This window comes from Methylobacterium sp. Leaf89, assembly GCF_001422215.1.
Classification (GTDB): Bacteria; Pseudomonadota; Alphaproteobacteria; order Rhizobiales; family Beijerinckiaceae; genus Methylobacterium.
The window spans coordinates 276611-294013 of the sequence record NZ_LMML01000028.1 but is presented as its reverse complement, the minus strand read 5'-3'; the positions used below and the strand labels follow the sequence as shown (position 1 = coordinate 294013).

Sequence of the window (17403 nt, the reverse complement as noted above, 5' to 3'; positions counted from 1 at the left end):
ACAACCTTCGGATGCCTTGACTTCGCAGGGTCGACGGCTTTCATCCGAGGGAACGGCACAAAGGCGCCCACGCTCGATTGCATTCAGAGCGTCAAGGGAGCGCCCGCCGGAATGAGGAGAACGTCACCATGGCAGCAGAAGATATCGTCATCGTCGGTGCGGCGCGCACCGCGGTGGGTTCGTTCGGCGGCGTATTCAACACCGTCCCCGCGCACGATCTCGGCGCCGTGGCGATCAAGGCCGCCCTCGAGCGCGCCGGCGTCCCGGCCGACGACGTGGACGAGGTGATCTTCGGCCAGGTCCTCACCGCCGGCGCCGGCCAGAACCCCGCCCGCCAAGCCGCCATCAAGGCTGGCATCCCCGAGAAGGCCACCGCCTGGGGCGTCAATCAGGTCTGCGGCTCGGGCCTGCGCACGGTCGCCATCGGCATGCAGCAGATTGCCAACGGCGACGCCACCGTGATCGTGGCCGGCGGCCAGGAATCGATGTCGCTCTCCCCCCACGCGCAGTACCTGCGCGGCGGCCAGAAGATGGGCGACGTCAAGCTCGTCGACACCATGATCAAGGACGGCCTCTGGGACGCCTTCAACGGCTACCACATGGGCCAGACGGCCGAGAACGTGGCACAGGCCTTCCAGCTGACCCGCGAGCAGCAGGACCAGTTCGCCACCGCCTCGCAGAACAAGGCCGAGGCCGCCCGCAAGGAGGGCCGCTTCAAGGAGGAGATCGCCGCCGTCACCGTGCCGGGCCGCAAGGGCGACGTCGTGGTCGATACCGACGAGTACATCCGCGACGGTGCCACCGTCGAGGCCATGGCCAAGCTCAAGCCCGCCTTCGCCAAGGACGGCACCGTCACCGCCGCCAACGCCTCCGGCCTCAACGACGGCGCGGCCGCCATCGTGCTGATGTCGGCTTCCGAGGCCGAGCGCCGGGGCATCAAGCCCCTGGCCCGGATCGTCTCCTGGGCCACGGCCGGCGTCGACCCCAAGGTGATGGGCACCGGCCCGATCCCGGCCTCGCGCAAGGCCCTGGACAAGGCCGGCTGGAAGGCTTCCGACCTCGACCTGATCGAGGCCAACGAGGCCTTCGCCGCCCAGGCGCTCGCCGTGAACAAGGACATGGGCTGGGACACCGACAAGGTGAACGTCAATGGCGGCGCCATCGCCATCGGCCACCCGATCGGGGCCTCGGGCGCCCGCGTCCTCGTCACCCTCCTGCACGAGCTGAAGCGCCGTGACGCCAAGCGCGGCCTCGCCACCCTGTGCATCGGCGGCGGCATGGGCGTCGCCCTCTGCGTCGAGCGCGTCTGAGCCCGAGCCTTGAGGGGCGCCGCATGAATTCTTGACGGCGCCGCAAATTTAAATCGGTCGCGCCCGACGTGGACCCTCCGCTAAAGCGCGACCGGCCAAAGACAATCACAAGAAACCAGATCTCGGAGGAAACCATGGCTCAGGAACGCGTCGCCCTCGTCACCGGCGGCACCCGCGGCATCGGCGCCGCCATCGCGAAGGGCCTGAAGGCCAAGGGCTACAAGGTCGCGGCCAATTACGGTGGCAACGACGAGGCGGCCAATGCCTTCAAGGACGAGACCGGCATCCCGGTCTTCAAGTTCGACGTCGGCGACTACGCGGCCTGCGAGGCCGGCATCAAGGCGGTCGAGGCCGAGGTCGGCCCGGTCGATATCCTGGTCAACAATGCCGGCATCACCCGTGACGGCCTGTTCCACAAGATGACCTTCGAGAAGTGGCAGGCGGTCATCAAGACCAACCTCGACTCCGCCTTCACGGTCACCCGGCCGGTGATCGAGGGCATGCGCAACCGGGGCTTCGGCCGCATTATCCTGATCTCGTCGATCAACGGCCAGAAGGGCCAAGTCGGCCAGACCAATTACTCGGCCGCCAAGGCCGGCGTGATCGGCTTCGCCAAGGCCCTGGCCCAGGAGAGCGCCTCCAAGGGCATCACCGTCAACGTGATCGCGCCGGGCTACATCGCCACCGACATGGTCATGGCGGTGCCGGAGGAGGTGCGCAACAAGATCATCTCGACGATCCCGGTGGGTCGCCTCGGTGAGGCCGAGGAGATCGCCCGCGCGGTGGAGTATCTCGCCGCCGACGATTCCGGCTTCATCACCGGCTCGACCCTGACGATCAACGGCGCCCAGTACATCGCCTGATCTCTAGAACCAGCGAGGGCGGCGCGCGTCGCCCCCGCTGCGGCGGGATTGGGTCCCTCTCGGGGGATACCGCTCCATCCGAGGATGCGCTTCAGCCCATGCAGGCGTCCTCGCGCTTCTTGAACGATTCGGATTTCGGTTCGTGCTCGGCCGGCCGGCCGCGACCGATGACGCCGTCTGCCCGCGCCCGCAGGTAGACGTAGATGTCGTCGATGTAGCACATCACGTTCCGGTTGTCGCCGAAGGCCGGCATCACCAGCTGCTGCGCGGAATTGACGTCCTTCTTGCCGCCCGCGACGATGCCCACGAAGGTCGCGTAATCGTCGCGCTTCAGGGCCTCGACCAGCGATGGCGCATAGGTCGAACCGGCCCCGTCGGGGCCGTGGCAGACGATGCAGTTGGCATTGTAGCGCACGTAACCGGACATGGCCGGCCAATCGACCATCTTGCCGCCCTGGGTCACGTGGTAGGTCGGCGTGCCGTCCCTGTCGACGTAACTTCCGTCGTCGACCTTGGCCGGTTGGGTCGGCCCCTCGCTCTTCAGGGTCGGATCGGGCGCGGGCGGGGTCGGATTCGCCCGGCCGGGACTGGCACCGAGGACGAGCAGGGTCGAGGCGAACAGCGTAGCAGTGGACGAACGGGACCGACGCATCCTGAAAACTCCGGGTCTGGGGCGACGAGGGTAGAAACGCCCGGAAACAACCGTCCGCAAGGGAAAACATCCCCCAGTTGTGAGATCATGCGCGCTAGCGCCTCGCCATCGGGTGCGTCGCGCCGCGGTACGGTCCGTATCGCCCCTGGTCCGCGCGTCGGTGCGCCTCGTGTCGGATCCGGGATCGTCCCCGGTTGCCATCCGGCAGGTCTCCATGGGACAGGAGCCCCCTGCCATCCGCTTCGGTCCTGCCATGCCCACCCCGACCCTCCTCGGTTTCGGCGCGATCCTGCTGTGGTCGCAACTCGCGCTGCTGACCGCATTGTCCGGCGCGATACCCCCGTTCCAGCTCGCCGCCATGACCTTCGCGGTGGGCGGCCTGGTGGGCTGCGCGAGTTGGCCCCTGAGGCGCGAGGGGCTCCAAACCCTGCGCCAGCCCTGGCCGGTCTGGCTCCTCGGCGTCGGCGGCCTGTTCGGATACCACGCCCTGTACTTCGCCGCCCTGCGCCTCGCCCCACCGGCGGAGGCGGGCCTGCTCAATTATCTTTGGCCCCTCCTGATCGTGCTGCTGTCGGCCCGGCTTCCCGGGGCGGCGGGCCTGCACGCCGGCCATCTCGGCGGGGCCGCCCTCGGACTCGCCGGCGTCATGGTGCTGTTCGCCGGCCGCGGCGGGATCGACTTCGCCGCCGGAGCCCTGCCCGGCTATCTCGCGGCCCTGGCGGCCGCCTTCGTCTGGTCGGGCTATTCCGTGCTCTCGTCCCGGGTCGGGGCGGTGCCGACCGATGCGGTGGCGGGCTTCTGCCTCGCCACAGCGGCTCTTAGCTTCGCCTGCCATCGCGCCTTCGAGACGACGCTGTGGCCGGCGGGCACGGTGCAGTGGGGGGCGGTCGTCGCCCTCGGCCTGGGGCCGGTAGGCGCCGCGTTCTATCTCTGGGACATTGGGGTGAAGCGGGGCGACCTGCGCCTTCTCGGGGTCGCGGCCTACGCCGCCCCGATCCTGTCGACCCTGACCCTGGTGCTCGCCGGCTATGCCGAGCCGAGCCCGGCCCTGGCGTTCGCCTGCCTCCTCATCGTCCTCGGCGCCGGGGTGGCGGTGCGGGCCTCCCGGGCCGGGACGCGCGAGCGCCTCCGCAACGGGACCTGAACCTCACGACCTGGGCATCGGGCGCCAGTCCGGCGGCGCCATCTCGAAGCCGGCGAATTCGAAGGCCGGTGAGACCGTGCAGCCCACCAGCGTCCAGGCCCCGAGGCTGGTGGCGGTCTGCCAGTGGCCGGCCGGGACGACGATCTGCGGCTGCTGACCCCGCGCGAGGTCGGGGCCGAGATAGGCCGCGCTGGCATCGTGACCGTTGGGGCTCACCGTCAGGACGAGGGGGGCACCCGCGTGCCAGTGCCAGATCTCGGCCGCATCCACCCGGTGCCATTCGGAGACCTCACCGAGATCGAGGAGGTAGTAGATCGCGCTGCCCACCGAGCGCCCCTCGACGGTGCGGGGATCCCGGAAGGTCTCGCGGTAATGCCCGCCCTCCGGGTGCGGCGCGAGGCCGAGGCGGGCGATCACCTCGGCGGCGGTCGGTCCCTGGGATCCGGCACTCATGGGCGAACTCCTGCAGATGGCGTCACTCGATGGCACCCTGCGGCAGGCTGAGGCCGGGGGGGGCCTTGGCGCCGGACGATCCGCTCCCCGACTCCTTGGCCACCTTCGGCCGGACCTTCTTCACCGGGGTCTTGCTCGGCTTGGCCGCCTCGTTCCCGGCGGCCACCGGCGCACGCGTCACGGCTGGAGCCTCCCCGCATTCCCGAAACCCGAGCTGCGCCAGACTCTTTCCGGTGTCGGAGACGATGTTGAGCGTGTCGGGCAGGGGCGCCGGCACGGCATCCCAGCGGACCGGGGCGCCGAGCAGCGCCCCGAGGGCCGCCGGGCTGCCGCCGCGCCGCAGGGCGAACAGGTCGGGGCCGTATGCCGTGGCGGCCTTGCCGGCGATGACGACCTCCAGGACCCGGGTCGTCTCCGGCGTGAGCGGGCGCAGCGGATTCTCGACGACGACGGCCCCCGTGCGGGTCACCCAGACCACAAAGTCCTTCTGTCCCTCGTAGACCGCCGCCCGGGCCTCGCACTGCACGGTCAGGCCGGGCAGGTTAGCGGCTGGCATCGGCGCGGGAGCGGCGACGGGCGCGGGCTCCGGGTCGATGGGGGTGGTCGCGGGGGCCTCGGCCGCCGGTTTCACCGCAGGTTTGGGCGCGAGCTTGGGTTTGGGCTTCGGGGCAAGCCGGCGCGGGGTCGGCGCCGCGGCCGGTCGCTCGGTCTCGGGAGCCGGCTCGGACACCTGAGCCTGGGCCGCTCCCGCCAGGATCAGGGCAACCAGGGACAGGGAGGCCAGCGACAGGAAGGCCGCGGGCTGGAGGGTCGGCCACCGGCGCGTGCGGGAGCACACCATCAGCGAAGCTCTCGTTCTCGATGCGGGTCTGGACGGGGCGGCGACGGCAACTTACGGGCCGGCTCCTCGTCCGAAACCCCGAGCGGCCGCTCCGGCTCGATGTCCAGGACGGTCGCGCTGCGATCGATGGGACTGGGGCGCAGCGGCTCGAGGCTGCGGATCAGCAGATCCTCGCCATCGGCCTCGTCCACGAGGTCTTCCTCGCGCGCCATGCGCAGTTCGGGCCGACGCCCCCGCCTGAGCTGAAGGGCCACGAGGAAGCCGGAGAACAGGAGGACGCCCAGGGCCCCCAGGATCAGGAGTGTTTCCATGCCGGGTCCAGCGTTAGCCCAGGACGCGCCGCGTTGCATCCTCTCCCGGCACGTTCGCGGGCCGCCGCCCCACGCCGGAACGGTCCTTGCGTCGTCGAGCGACGATGTCAGAAGGAACGGCTCGACCCCGGCTCGATATCCCCGGTTCCGGGGCGGTCAGGCATGAGCCGTGCAGACAGGAACTGCGCAGGGATGGACCATGCGACCCCGGAGATGGCCCTCTTTCCGTGTCGATGGCCGGGGATTTCGCGCAGTTCCGACGCACCGGCGGCGTCCGCATGCCGTATGACGCCCTAGCCCGCTCCCGAACCTCAAGGTCGATCGATGCGCATGCATGACCTCCATCCGGCCGATGCCGCCCACGACCCCGGCCCTGATCCGCAGGGGGCGGAGAGCCTGGAGCGCGACCTCCTGCGGCTGATCGAGGAATCCCGCGAGCAGGCGGCGGAGGATCCGTTCCGCAATCCCGTGCTCGCGGTCACGCTCGCCATCACCCGGCGCTTCGACCGGGGCGAGATCGGCGAGGACGACTTGGACGACCTGTTTCCCCGGCTGCGATCCCAGTCCCTGGCGTCCCGCGCCGAGCGCCTGCGCGCCTATGTGGGGCTGGACCGGGACGCGGTGTCGGCGCCCGACAGCCGGATGGCCGCCCGTCTCGTGGCGGCGGTCCCCGCGCGCCAGGGCGATTTCGAGACCTTCCGGGACCTCGTGGGCCGCACGGGCTTCGCCGTGGTCTTCACCGCCCATCCGACCTTCGGGATGCCGCGCGCCGTCGCCGCCCTGATCGCCCAGGCGGCGAGCCAGGCCGAGGGCGCCGCCCGCGCGCCGCTGGTCGCGCGCGCGGCCGCCCTCTCGACCCGGCCCGACCCGAACATCAGCCTCGACGACGAGTTCGAGCAGGCCTGCATCGCGGCCAATCACGGCCGCACCGCCGTCGACGGCTTCAACGCCATGCTCCTCGATGCGGCCCGGGCGCGCTGGCCCGACCGCTGGACGGAGCTCGTCCCGAAACCCTTCGCGATCGCGAGCTGGGTCGGGTGCGACACCGACGGGCGCACCGATATCGGCTGGTGGGACACCCTGCGCTATCGCCTCGAATCCAAGCGGATGCAGCTCGATCGGGTCATGCGCCACCTCCCCCAGGTGCCCGCGACCCAGGTGGTGCGCGACCTCACGGGGAACGCCCTCGCCGCCGTGAACCGCCAGCTCGCCGTCGCGCCCCGGCTCGGAACCAAGCCGTCCCTGGAGGCGGTGCATCGCTTCGCCCTCGCCCTGATCATCGAGCGCGAACGGGCCCAGACCGATGCCAGCGCGATCCTGGCCGGACTCGCGGGCGCCCTCGGGGCGGCCGAATCCGAGGCCGACCAGCGCAGCATCGCCCTGCTGCGGTCCGGCATCGCCACCCACGGTCTCTCGAACGCCCTGCCGCATTTCCGGCTGAACGCCAGCCAGATCCACAACGCGGTGCGGCGCGTCACCGATCTCGAGGGTGAACCCACGGACGCCGCCCAGCGCCGTTCGCACCTCGCCACCATCCACGCGCTGCTCAACGACGTGCAGGCGGTGGACGTGGATTTCGGCGCGCTCGCCGCCGAGCGGGCCTCGGCCGCCCGGCTGATGATGACGATCACCCAGATCCTCAAGCACGTGGACGGCACCCACCCGGTCCGCTTCCTGATCGCCGAGACCGAGACCGGCTACACGCTGCTGGCCGCCCTCTGGCTGGCGCGGCACTACGGCATCGCCGACAGGGTCGAGATCACGCCGCTGTTCGAGACGGCCAGCGCCCTCGAACAGGGCATCCGGGTCCTCGACGATGCGCTCCGCAACCCGCATTGGCGGCAATATCTCAAGCGCATCGGCCGACTGACGGTACAGTTCGGCTATTCCGATTCCGGGCGCTATGTCGGCCAGCTCGCGGCGAGCTTCTGGATCGAGCGTCTGCGCCTGCGCATCACCGAGCTGATGGTGCAGAACGATCTCACGGGCGTGGAACTCGCGATCTTCGACACCCACGGCGAATCCATCGGCCGGGGCGCGCATCCCAGCTCCCTGCGCGACCGCCTCGCCTATCTCGCCCCGGAGGATTCGCGTCGGCGCAACCGGAATGCCGGAATCCGGGTACGCCTCGAATCGAGCTTCCAGGGCTCGGACGGCTACCTGATGTTCGGCACCCTGCCCCTGGCCGAGGCCACGGTGGAGCGCATCGCCGAGCACGTCTTCGCCTTCGACACCGCCGACGACGACAGCTTCGCCGACTATGTCCTCTCCGATCCCGCCAGCGGGGCCGATGAGACCGACGACCCGATCTACGCCGAGCCGGATTTCGCCGCCGAGTTCTTCACCGTGGTGCGCCAGGACATGGAGGCGCTGGTGGACGATCCCGGCTACGCCGCCCTGCTGGGGACCTTCGGTCCGAGCCTCCTCGACCGCACGGGCTCCCGGCCCGTCGCCCGCCAGACCGATGGCGGCGGCCCGACCATGATCACCCATCCGCGCCAGATGCGGGCGATTCCCAACAACGCGATCCTGCAGCAGCTCGGCTTCCTGGCCAATTCCCTGCACGGCGTCGGCCGGGCGGCCGGCCGGACCCCGGACCTGTTCCGTGACATGCGCCGGGATTCCGTACGCTTCTCCCGGGCCTTCCGACTCGTGCAGCACGCGGCCAGCGTCTCCGACCTCGACGTGCTGCGCGCGTATATCGACACGCTCGACCCGGCGGTGTGGCTGGAGCGGGCCCGGCGCACCCAGCGCGACGGCCGGCGCGAGGAACTCGTGGTGATCGCCAACGCCCTCGACCGGCTGCGGCTCGCCCCCGACCTGCGCCACCTCTTCGGCCGCCTCACCTGCGACTGGCTCAACCTGCAGGTCGCCGCTCCCGACCTCGGCCGGATGTCGGCCCGCCTGACCCTGCTGCACGCGATCCGCCTCGCGCTGATCCACCGGATCTGGTTCCTGGCCGTGCACATTCCGGGTTTCCGACCGCAATCGGGCGTGAGCCGCGAAGCGCTGATCGAGCGCTTCCTGCGCCTCGACATCGACGGCTGCCTCACGCTGCTGGAGGACATCTTCCCGATCACCCCGGATCCGACCCTCGGCCTGAACTTCGGCGAACCGGCGGGCCCGCGCGACGTCGGCACCTACGAGGCCGAGCACAAGACGCTGTTCGAGCCGATCCGGCGCAGCTTCCAGCGGGTGCGCGAGATCTCGGGCATGATCCAGCACGAGGTGGGCGCGTTCGGATGAGGCCGAGCCTCACGGCCCCGGCGCGCCGAGGCCGCCGGGTTACGCCGGCGGCTCCTCAAGTTCAGGGGCCGAACGCCGATCCGTCCGGCGCGGCGTCCGAGCCCGGCGCGCCCATCGTCATCGCGGCCGCCGCGGCCGCCAATCCCCAGCGGACCAGGTCCTCCGCCTCTCCGGCCGTTCCCGCCTCGGCGTAGCAGCGCAGTTCGGGCGCGTTGCCGGAGGCGCGGAAGTGAATGGTGCGTCCGCCATCGAGCTCCATCCTCACGCCATCCTGCTCGTCGATGGCGCGCGGCTCACCGATCGGCCGAACGAAATCCCGCCGATACGTCTCCTCGCCGAGTTGCCGCAGGAAGGCGCCGCTCTTCTCGGCCGGCGTATTGGGCAGGCGGTCGCTGGCGGTCTCGCCCACGGAGAGGGATGCGACGAGGTCCGCGAGCGACAGTCCGGCTTTGCGCGCCGCGGCCAGGGTCGCCAGAATCGGCAGCATCGCATCGCGGGTCGGCAGCGCGGGCAGGGTTCGGCCATCGAGGGTCACGTCCGAACCGAGCAGGAAGCCACCATTCGCCTCAAAGCCGACAACGGCGTCGGCGCCCTCCGTCTCCGCCTGGGCCATGCCGGCGATGACGTAGGGCGAGCCGACCCTGGTGCGCAGCACCTGCCGGAACCCGCCCGCATGCTCGATGGCCGAGCCCGCCGTGACCGGCACGACGACGGTATCGACGCCGAGATACCGCGCCGTGATCAGCCCGAGAACATCCCCCCGCAGGATTCGTCCGGCGGCATCCGCGACCAGTGGCCGGTCCGCGTCGCCATCCGTCGTCACCAGGGCGTCGAAATCGCCCGACGCCGTGGCATCGCGGATGAAGGCGATGTCCTCAGGGCGATGGGCCTCCGTGTCGATGGGAACGAAGCGGTCCGCGCGCCCGATCGAGGTCACGTCCGCGCCCAACGCCGTCAGCAGTTCCACGAGCAGGTCGCGCGCCACGGAGCTCTGCTGGTAGACCGCGATCCTGAGGCCGGCCAGGATGTCGGACGGGAACGTTCCGCAATAGCGCTGACGGTAACGGTCCGTCGCGCCGGGCTCCGGCGCAGCGGGATCGGCCGCCGCCATGGCGCCTTCCGTGGTGATGTCGCCGAGGGCCGCCAGGATCGCAGCCTCATCGGTCTTGGTGATCTCACCGTCGGGCCGGTAGAATTTCAGACCGTTCCGGTCCTCCGGAATGTGGCTGCCGGTGACCATCACGGCACAGACGCCGCGCCGAAGCGCTTCCAGAGCCAGGGCCGGCGTCGGCAGCGCGCCGCAATCGATGGCCGTGAAGCCGGCGCCCGTGGCGGCGGCCGCCACCGTGGCGGCGATGCCGGGGCTGCTGTCGCGCAGGTCTCGCCCGATCACGACGGTTCGACCGGTGCCGGTCGTCTCGGCGACGGAGCGGAAGAAGGCCCTCGCATAGGCGTAGCTCGGCCAGCCCACCAGGTCGGTGACCAGCCCACGCAGACCGCTCGTCCCGAACTTCAAGCTGCTCATGAGAACTCCCATCACAGGGGCGCGACGCGGCGCCGGCAAGACGACAGCGCTGCTTCTAGGAGAAGTGGTTCCCCGTCTCAATCGCATGCCGATTCGTGGAGGCCAGGGGCGCGATCCCCGAGGGGGTGCCGGTGCCTATACCGGCACGACCGTGAGCAGCGTGCCTTCCACCCCCGTCACCCGCACCCGGGCGCCCATGGGCGCATCCGGGCCGGTGACGCGCCAGAGGGTGTCGTTGACGCGGATCCGACCCTCGCCGGCGACGATCGGTGCCACGAGGGAATAGTCCCGCCCGACGAGGCCCTGGGCGCCCTGGTTCAGGGCGCTCGGACCGTCCTTGTTCCGGCGGCTTGCGACCACCGCGAAGGCCACCGACAGGACGGCGAACAGCAGCAGCTGTCCCTGCCAGGGCATCGGCACGAGGAGACTTTGCAGCCCCGTGACCACGGCTGCGAGACCGAGCCAGAGCAGGAACACCCCCGAGGCGACGAGTTCGGTTCCCATCAGCACGAGGCCGACGAGGATCCAGGTCCAGGCCGGGCCGATCGCGTCGACGAACGACGCGATCATCGCGCCGACCCGCCGACATTCGGAGGCAGGCCCGCACTCTTCCGGGCAGGAGCCCCCTCGCCAAAGACGCTGCGGGTGATCTCGGCGATGCCGCCCAGGGTGCCCGCGAGGGCCGCCGCCTCGATCGGGACCACCACCACGCGCTGGTTCGGCGCGGTGGCGATGGCCTTGACCGCCTCGACATACTTCTCGGCCACGAGGAAATTCGCTGCCGCGAGGTCGCCCTTGGCGATGGCCTCGCTGACGAGCTGGGTCGCCCGCGCCTCGGCCTCCGCTCCGCGCTCCCGCGCCTCCGCATCGCGAAAGGCCGCCTCCTTGCGCCCTTCCGCCTCCAGGATCGCCGATTGCTTGCGCCCCTCCGCACGCAGGATCTCGGCTTGCCGGTGCCCCTCCGCCTCCAGCACAGAGGCGCGCTTCTCGCGCTCGGCCTTCATCTGCCGCGCCATCGCGCCGGCGAGGTCGGCGGGCGGCACGATGTCCTTGATCTCGATGCGGGTCATCTTCACGCCCCAGGGTGAGGCGGCGGCATCCATCACCCGCAGCAGGCGCTCGTTGATCTCGTCGCGATGGGACAGGAGTTGGTCGAGATCCATGGAGCCGACCACCGTGCGGATGTTGGTCATCGTCAGAGTCATCATCGCGACCTCGAGGTTGGAGACCTCGTAGGAGGCTCGGGCTGCATCGAGCACCTGGTAGAACACCACGGCATCGATCCGCACCCCGGCATTGTCACGGGTGAAGGCCTCTTGGCTCGGCACGTCGATGACCTGCTCCATCACGTTCACCCGCCGGCCGATTCGCTCGACGTAGGGGGCGATGAGGCCGAGGCCGGATTCCAGGCTGCGGTGGTACTTGCCGAACCGCTCCACGGTGTAGACGTGCCCCTGGGGGACGATGTTGATGCCGATCCCGAGGGTCACGACGACGAGCGCCACGAGCACCACCGCCGCGACGCTCACGCCCACAGAGAAATCCATGCCCCATTCCCCCGACGATCCCGCCGGCATTGAGACCGGCCGGATCGTGCGACGCAAGGGTGTCGGGTGCGTCCTGGGCGCGGAGGCGACCAAGGTCAGGGTGTCAGCGTCCCCAGACTCCGAGGCGCTCGGCGCGGGCATGGTCCTCGGCGGCCACGAGGTCTGGCGTCGCCTCGGGTGAGGCGCGGCCGCCGCCGTTGAACAGCACCACCTCGGAGAGGTCGCGCCCGTCCACCGCGCACAGGCGGGCCTCGCTGCCGGCCACCGGCTGGCAGGTCACGGTACGGCCGGCCAGGTAGCGGGTGAGTTCGTCAGCCTGTCCGCCGCGCACCCACTCCACCCCGAAAAGGCGCACGAGCTTGCCGCCGACCCGCAGGGTCGCGGTATCGATGACCTCCACCGGACCACGGATCTCGTTGGCCGAGGCCGGTTTCGGAGGCGTTTCCTCCGGCAGAGCGGGACTCATGTCGGGCGCGCTCGGCGGCGCCGCTGTGGACGAGGCCTGCGGCGGGGATTGAGCCGGTCCCCCCGTATCGGGCGAAGCGGTCTCCTGTGGCGTCCGCCCTCCGAAGACGGCGAGGAGGGCCACGAGCGCAGCGGCGCCGAGTCCGATCGGGAGGGCGCGCCGGGATAGGGCATCGCGCATCACGTTGCGGTCGCGGGCGACTTCGCCAAGACGCGAGGCGCTGTCGGCGAGGCGACCGCGGGCATAGCCGCCGACGCGCTGCGCCCCCTCTCGGACGCGGCCGGCGACGAGGCCGGCCCGGCTCGGTTCCGCGGGGTCGGCCGCGGGTCCCGGCGCGACCGCCTCAGCCGGCGAAGACGCGACCCGGCTGCGCCGGAGCGTCGCGAAGCGACTGGACAGGGAGGTGGCAAGGGCACGGCTTCGGGTGGCCGAGCGCGTGACCAGGGACCGTGCCAGAACCGACTGCGCCTCGACGAACCGCGCCGTCGCCATTCGGAAATCCTCCGTCGGAACGGGTTCCGGCGCGGACTCGGGTTCCTGCGCGGGAATCGGCCGGAACAGGGCGGGGTGCCGGTCTCGGAGCTCCGCGAGGAGGGCCGGCAAATCCATCGGAACCAGGGCCCCGTCCGCCTCGGTGACGTGACGCGGTGCGCCCGTCCGATCGATCACGCGGTAGCCGGGCGGCTCCGGGCTCGGCGCGAGGGCCGCTTCCGCCAGGAGCGCGAGCGTGCGCTCTGCCACCGGATAGGCGCCTGCCTGCGTGACGGCTCGGGCGATACGCAGGCGCAAGGCTTCACGCTCCGAGGCCGCCCCGTCCCGTCGCGCCTCACCCAGTCCCGGCGAGGGTGGATTTCGATCATCCAAGATGCGCAGAACTCCGGGTATGACGCACCGATCGCGACGGGCCGGCCTCAGGCACCGCGCTGCGCATTCGCTATAGCGCTCTGCGGCCCCGCACCATAGCGGCGCAGCACGCGGCTCGACTCGGCGACGATCAGCGGGCGCTCCCCGGCGAAGCTGATGGTCAGAGTGAGTTCGGATACGCCCTGCGAACGCACGCCGCGCCCCGGGTTGTCGGCGCGGAAATTGAAGGTGGTGTGGACGATGCAGGTCGCGCTCGCCGCGTTGCAGGCCGTTCGGGTCGCTCCGCCCTGTGCCTCGTAGTGACGCTCGGGCCAGCGCCGGACGAAGCGGCGCTTCTCGGCGATGAGGGCCGCCAGTGACAGGGTGCGGCCGTGGAAACGGACCCGCTCGGCGTAGAATCGCGGCGCGTTCACCACCATCGCGTCCCCGGAGGCCGAGACGTTGTCCAGGTACCGGTCGGTCAGGCGCGTCGCGGCGGCGGCCCATTCGGGGAAGCGTGCGTCCGAGGCCGCCGCCGGTGATGCCATCGGGGTGGGCGTGTCGGCTAGGCGCGGGCGGATATGCAGGCGCTCCGGCGCGGCGCGTCCCTCGCGGGTCGCCGCACGGCGGCCGTCGGCGGATCCTGCCACGCGCCGCCGGTGCGCGGCCATCGGCGTCCGCTCGGCGCTCGCCGCGTCCTGAGCCGACGAGCCATCCGCCTGCGCCTTGGCCGTCGCAGGCGTCTCGGCTAAGGGCTTCTCGGACGCCGGCTTCTCGGACGCAGATTTTTCGAGCGACAGCTTCTCACCGACGGCCTTGTCCGCGCCGGGTTGCACCGCCTGTCGAGCCGGCGGATCGACCCAACCTGGGCGCGTCTGGGCCTGCGCCGTTCCTACGGATAGAGCCGCGCTCATCAGCGCGACGGACGAGGCGAAGCCAAGTCGGATGAGACCGGTTCCGTTGGAGCTTGGACCGTGGCGCATGGCATCATCACCGGGGTCGCGGCCGGGGTTTCGGAAAAGCGCGTGCGGGACCGATCGACCGGAATGAAACGTCGGGTGCGGCCGCTAAGTTTCCCTGAATGCGCACGCAACGGTTCGGCCCAGGTTCGGAAGTGTGGACGGGTGCGAGGATTGCGGGGATGCGTCGCGCACGGACCCAGGCGCCGCGGCACCGACTCTTGTGCCGAGGGGCTCTTGTCATTGCCAAGCCTGAACCCACCTTGTGGATCGGGTCCGGGCCCCTCTGGCGGTCGAGGCGTTGACCGTGATGTCGGACCCTTCCATGCTTTTGCGCTGACGCGGCGCGAACGCACCGGAGGGTGTCGAGCCTCATGGTCCCTCGTTGTCTCCCGTTCCCACATCGTCAGCCTGATCCGTGCCAGACCGGAGCCCCCCGATGAGCGCGCCCTCCCGCAAGGCGCTTCTCCTCGTCAATCCGAAGGCCCGCAACGGCAGCTTTTCCCTCGACGAGGTCCGCGACGTCCTCCGCGCCGGAGGGATCGAACCCTTCGAGCCGCCGGGTGACGCCGACTGCACCGCGGTCATCAAGCGTCACGCGCAGGGTTGCGATCTCGTCATCCTCGGTGGCGGTGACGGCACCCTCAACGCGGCCGCGCCCGCTCTGGTCGAGACGGGATTACCTCTGGGCATCCTGCCCCTCGGCACGGCCAACGATCTCGCCCGCTCCCTCGGCCTGCCCGTCGACCCGGTGGAGGCCGCTCGCCTCATCACCAGCGCGGAGGCACGCCCGGCTGATCTCGGCTGCGTCAACGGGCACTACTACTTCAACGTCGCCAGCATCGGCTTCTCGGCGGACCTCGCCGGCGACCTCACGGCGGAATCGAAGAAGACCTGGGGCACCCTCGGCTACGGCATCGCGGCGGTCCGCGTGCTTCGGCGGATGCGGCCCTTCACCGTCTACATCGAGCATGACGGTCAGACCGAGACGGTGCGCACCATCCAGGTCTCGGTGGGCAACGGACGTCACTACGGCGGCGGCATGACCGTGGAGGAGACGGCCACCGTCGACGACGGCAAGCTCGACTTCTACAGCCTCGAGGTCGCCCATTGGTGGCGGCTGCTGATGCTCCTGCCGGCCCTGCGCAAGGGCACTCAGGGCAAGGCGGCCGACGTGCGGGCCTTCAGCACCACCGAGATCGTGGTGAAGACCAAGAAGCCGCGCCCCGTGAACACCGATGGCGAATTGTCGACCTACACCCCCGCCCATTTCAAGGTGGTGCCGAAGGCGGTGCGGATCTTCAGCCCGGCCCCGGCCGAACGGCCGGGCGTGGCCGCGAGCAGCCCCGGCCCGACGGCCTGACCGAGCCGAATTCGGGGCCGGGACCGGCCCCGCCCCTCTCCATCCCCGCTCCCGGCGCGACGCCGTCCGGGGGAGCGGCCCTGACTGACTCGACGAGGCCACCGTGGACAGCCTGCTTCAACTCGCCAGCGACCCCACCGCCTGGGCGGCCCTCGCCACCCTGGTGGTGATGGAGGTCGTGCTCGGCATCGACAACCTCATCTTCATCTCGATCCTGACCAACAAGCTTCCGCCCGAGCACCAGCAGAAGGCACGGCGCATCGGCATCGGCCTCGCGCTGATCCTGCGCCTCGGCCTCCTCGCCACCATCGCGTACATCGTCGCACTGACGCAGCCCGTCTTCGAGGTGTTCGGCAAGGGCTTTTCCTGGCGCGATCTGATCCTCATCGCCGGCGGCCTGTTCCTGCTGTGGAAGGCCACGAAGGAGATCCATCACACCGTCGATCCGGAGCCGGAAACGGTCGGGAGCAGCGCTGTGCGGCTCGGCTTCACCGCGGCCATCGGCCAGATCCTCGTCCTCGATCTCGTATTTTCCATCGACAGCATCATCACGGCGGTGGGCATGACGGAGCACGTGCCCATCATGGTGATCGCCGTCGTCACCGCCGTGACCGTGATGCTGCTGGCTGCCGACCCGTTGTCGCGCTTCATCGCCGCCAACCCGACGGTGGTGATGTTGGCGCTGGGCTTCCTGATCATGATCGGCATGACGCTGATCGCCGAAGGCTTCGGTGCTCACGTGTCGAAGGGGTACATCTACACTGCCATGGCCTTCTCGGCGGGTGTGGAGGGGCTGAACATGCTGGCCCGACGCCGCAGGCGTGCCCAGACCGGAACGATCACCAAACCCTGAGGAAACGTCGTTAACGTTTCACGGGAAAACCCTCGAGGAGGCTCGGCCGGGGTGATCGGCCGGGCCTCCCTCCGGCGGGCGGCGCGTTCTCAGAGATCGATCAGGCTCGCGACGAACCGGCGCGGCTGACCGCGATAGCAGAAGCCCGCCTGGCAGCAGGTCTAATAGTTGCGATCGAACGGGTTGTGGACGGTGGCCTGCAGTTTCATGCCCTGCAGCTTCGGATCGATCCGTGCGAACTCGTAGCCGAGTACGGCATCGAACAGAGTCACGGTGGCGTTGCGGAAGCTGCCCGGCACGTGGTTGCCGGGGCCGGTGCCAACGTCGCGCATGCCGCCGCCGACCCCGAGACCGTAGAGGTCAAGACTCGGGGCTTAGCGCGGAGGTCGCGCGCATCTTTAAGGGGTTGCCGGGAATGCCCGAAAGGGCGAGCCCGACCGTCTCCGGGCTGCCCAGGCTCCGGGTCGTTCGGATGTCCACGTGGCTGTAGGCAGCCAGGATGTTGAAGCCGGGTCCGAGATTGGCGACGGCCTCCGGTTCCGCGCCGCGCGCCTGCGCCTCTCCGACGGCGGCCTGAAAGACCAACGGATTGACGGGGTCGGGCCGCAGCACGTTGGTCTGGGTGGTGTCGAACATGGCGGTGTTCGGGACGACGTTGGTGCCCGGCACGTTGAACTTGATGCCGCCATCTGCTGGACTTCCGTCGACTGGAACGGTGTCCCGTCGCGATCGAGCCCAAGTGTGGTGCGAAGGAGGGCGCGAAGCTCACAGAGGGCATGAGTTCGTCGGTGAGCAGGGTGCGCTGCACGGGACCGGTGGCAACGTGCGCCTCGATCTGGTTGTCGACCGCGAACGCGTCGAGGACGTTGGTGATCCGGCCCGTGGAGCGCAGGGCCCGGGTGAGATCGTCGCTCAGGGCGTCGATCTGGGTCTAGCGTAGGTCCGCGTCGACATGCTGGTAGCGGAAGTTCTACCGGAAGATCGGGGCGGGGCCGAAGCGATGCTCGAAGGCGTAACCGATCCGGTA

Annotated in this window: 17 protein-coding genes; 6 read left to right on the top strand and 11 right to left on the bottom strand. The window is 70.1% G+C overall.

Going from position 1 to position 17403, the window contains the following annotated elements; all coding sequences use genetic code 11:
• Positions 1-128: 128 nt before the first annotated feature.
• Together ASF18_RS12630 and phbB are read left to right on the top strand one after the other, a co-directional pair.
• Positions 129-1310, top strand: a complete 1182-nt coding sequence (locus ASF18_RS12630; RefSeq protein WP_056276136.1) for an acetyl-CoA C-acetyltransferase — start codon at positions 129-131, stop codon at positions 1308-1310.
• A gap of 134 nt (positions 1311-1444) precedes the next feature.
• A complete protein-coding gene (phbB, locus tag ASF18_RS12625) occupies positions 1445-2173 on the top strand; it encodes an acetoacetyl-CoA reductase (RefSeq protein ID WP_056211631.1) in 729 nt (242 codons plus the stop codon).
• Positions 2174-2264: 91 nt separating this feature from the next.
• Here phbB and ASF18_RS12620 read toward each other — a convergent pair whose 3' ends face one another.
• The gene (locus ASF18_RS12620) at positions 2265-2825 is read right to left on the bottom strand and encodes a c-type cytochrome, methanol metabolism-related (protein WP_056352027.1); all 561 of its coding nucleotides are present in this window, start codon (positions 2823-2825) and stop codon (positions 2265-2267) included.
• Between the two features lie 253 nt (positions 2826-3078).
• On the opposite strand from ASF18_RS12620, the gene ASF18_RS12615 reads away from it, so the two are divergent.
• Positions 3079-3969 (top strand): EamA family transporter, encoded by an 891-nt coding sequence (locus ASF18_RS12615; protein WP_056352024.1) that lies wholly within the window; start codon positions 3079-3081, stop codon positions 3967-3969.
• Between the two features lie 3 nt (positions 3970-3972).
• Here ASF18_RS12615 and ASF18_RS12610 read toward each other — a convergent pair whose 3' ends face one another.
• Genes ASF18_RS12610 through ASF18_RS12600 form a run of 3 tightly spaced genes read right to left on the bottom strand, consistent with a single transcriptional unit; the run spans position 3973 to position 5574 of the window.
• On the bottom strand, positions 3973-4422 hold the full coding sequence (locus ASF18_RS12610; RefSeq protein WP_056211625.1) for a cupin domain-containing protein: 450 nt from the start codon (positions 4420-4422) through the stop codon (positions 3973-3975).
• Between the two features lie 22 nt (positions 4423-4444).
• Positions 4445-5263, bottom strand: coding sequence for a hypothetical protein (locus tag ASF18_RS12605; protein WP_156649790.1), 819 nt, complete (start codon positions 5261-5263; stop codon positions 4445-4447).
• Positions 5263-5574 carry a hypothetical protein gene (locus tag ASF18_RS12600; protein WP_056352021.1) on the bottom strand — a complete coding sequence of 104 codons (312 nt, stop codon included), beginning with the start codon at positions 5572-5574 and terminating at the stop codon, positions 5263-5265. The genes ASF18_RS12605 and ASF18_RS12600 overlap by 1 nt, the downstream gene beginning before the upstream one ends.
• 330 nt (positions 5575-5904) lie before the next feature.
• Here ASF18_RS12600 and ASF18_RS12595 point away from each other — a divergent pair, with 330 nt between their 5' ends.
• Complete coding sequence (locus tag ASF18_RS12595; protein WP_056352793.1) at positions 5905-8820, top strand: phosphoenolpyruvate carboxylase; 2916 nt, start codon at positions 5905-5907, stop codon at positions 8818-8820.
• 61 nt (positions 8821-8881) lie between these two features.
• Here ASF18_RS12595 and ASF18_RS12590 read toward each other — a convergent pair whose 3' ends face one another.
• The 5 genes from ASF18_RS12590 to ASF18_RS12570 all read right to left on the bottom strand — a co-directional run bounded on the left by ASF18_RS12590 (position 8882) and on the right by ASF18_RS12570 (position 14037).
• Positions 8882-10345: a phosphomannomutase gene (locus tag ASF18_RS12590; protein ID WP_056352018.1), complete on the bottom strand. Its 1464-nt coding sequence runs from the start codon at positions 10343-10345 to the stop codon at positions 8882-8884.
• Positions 10346-10480: 135 nt separating this feature from the next.
• Complete coding sequence (locus ASF18_RS12585; RefSeq protein ID WP_056211621.1) at positions 10481-10915, bottom strand: NfeD family protein; 435 nt, start codon at positions 10913-10915, stop codon at positions 10481-10483.
• Positions 10912-11892, bottom strand: coding sequence for an SPFH domain-containing protein (locus ASF18_RS12580; RefSeq protein ID WP_056211619.1), 981 nt, complete (start codon positions 11890-11892; stop codon positions 10912-10914). Before ASF18_RS12580 ends, ASF18_RS12585 begins: the two co-directional genes overlap by 4 nt.
• Positions 11893-11995: 103 nt before the next feature.
• On the bottom strand, positions 11996-13147 hold the full coding sequence (locus tag ASF18_RS12575; protein ID WP_056352017.1) for a hypothetical protein: 1152 nt from the start codon (positions 13145-13147) through the stop codon (positions 11996-11998).
• Positions 13148-13269: 122 nt separating this feature from the next.
• Positions 13270-14037 carry a hypothetical protein gene (locus ASF18_RS12570; protein ID WP_244472685.1) on the bottom strand — a complete coding sequence of 256 codons (768 nt, stop codon included), beginning with the start codon at positions 14035-14037 and terminating at the stop codon, positions 13270-13272.
• 562 nt (positions 14038-14599) lie between these two features.
• Between ASF18_RS12570 and ASF18_RS12565 the strand changes: the two genes are divergently transcribed.
• Positions 14600-15523 carry a lipid kinase gene (locus tag ASF18_RS12565; protein ID WP_056352011.1) on the top strand — a complete coding sequence of 308 codons (924 nt, stop codon included), beginning with the start codon at positions 14600-14602 and terminating at the stop codon, positions 15521-15523.
• 103 nt (positions 15524-15626) lie between these two features.
• Positions 15627-16376 (top strand): TerC family protein, encoded by a 750-nt coding sequence (locus ASF18_RS12560; RefSeq protein WP_056352008.1) that lies wholly within the window; start codon positions 15627-15629, stop codon positions 16374-16376.
• A gap of 161 nt (positions 16377-16537) precedes the next feature.
• Here the strand turns inward: ASF18_RS12560 and ASF18_RS24150 are convergent, their stop codons facing one another.
• Entirely contained in the window at positions 16538-16708 is a 171-nt protein-coding gene (locus ASF18_RS24150) for a hypothetical protein (RefSeq protein ID WP_162239174.1), read from the bottom strand.
• Between the two features lie 28 nt (positions 16709-16736).
• The gene (locus ASF18_RS24145) at positions 16737-17012 is read right to left on the bottom strand and encodes a hypothetical protein (RefSeq protein ID WP_162239173.1); all 276 of its coding nucleotides are present in this window, start codon (positions 17010-17012) and stop codon (positions 16737-16739) included.
• Between the last annotated feature and the right edge of the window lie 391 nt (positions 17013-17403).